The 581-nt window shown below is 51.6% G+C and carries 2 tRNA genes and 2 rRNA genes; all 4 read left to right on the top strand.

The features are described 5' to 3' along the window. Positions 1-119 (top strand): 16S ribosomal RNA (locus tag ACYVJM_RS32170); the annotation flags it as partial. A gap of 45 nt (positions 120-164) precedes the next feature. Continuing rightward, positions 165-238: transfer RNA gene (locus ACYVJM_RS32165), tRNA-Ile, on the top strand. A 15-nt stretch (positions 239-253) separates the two neighbouring features. Further along, a tRNA-Ala gene (locus ACYVJM_RS32160) sits at positions 254-327 on the top strand. 126 nt (positions 328-453) lie between these two features. Then, positions 454-581 (top strand): 23S ribosomal RNA (locus ACYVJM_RS32155); the annotation flags it as partial.

Genomic DNA, 581 nt, shown 5'->3' with positions numbered 1-581 from the left:
CATGGGAATTGGGGGGACCTGAAGGTCGGTTTAGAAGCCGGGCAAGGGTAAACTCGGTGACTAGGGCTAAGTCGTAACAAGGTAGCCGTACCGGAAGGTGCGGCTGGAACACCTCCTTTTTGGAGCCAAATAATGTTTCCTTTGATGTCAATATGCAAAGCACTGGGCTTGTAGCTCAGGTGGTTAGAGCGCTACACTGATAATGTAGAGGTCCGTGGTTCGAGTCCACGCAGGCCCACAAGTACAAGCATATGGGGGATTAGCTCAGTTGGCTAGAGCACCTGCTTTGCAAGCAGGGGGTCAACGGTTCGAATCCGTTATTCTCCACTTGGACCATACGGGTCCAAATGTTCTTTGACCTACAGAGAGAGAAGGGATTATCAGGTGACTGATAGTTCCTGATGACAGACACGAAAGTGGCTGTCTGGATAAGATAACTACGTAAAGCAAGTAGATACGCAGCAAAAGGGCGTCTGGGGGATGCCTAAGGCTTCTGATGGCGATGAAGGACGTGGCAAGCGACGAAACGTTTAGGGGACCCGCTGGCAGGGGATGATCCTAAGGTGTCCGAATGGGGCAAC

The organism is Spirosoma pulveris, from assembly GCF_054781875.1.
The sequence above is the reverse complement of the archived record's forward strand: the minus strand, read 5'-3'. Positions and strand labels throughout refer to the sequence as shown.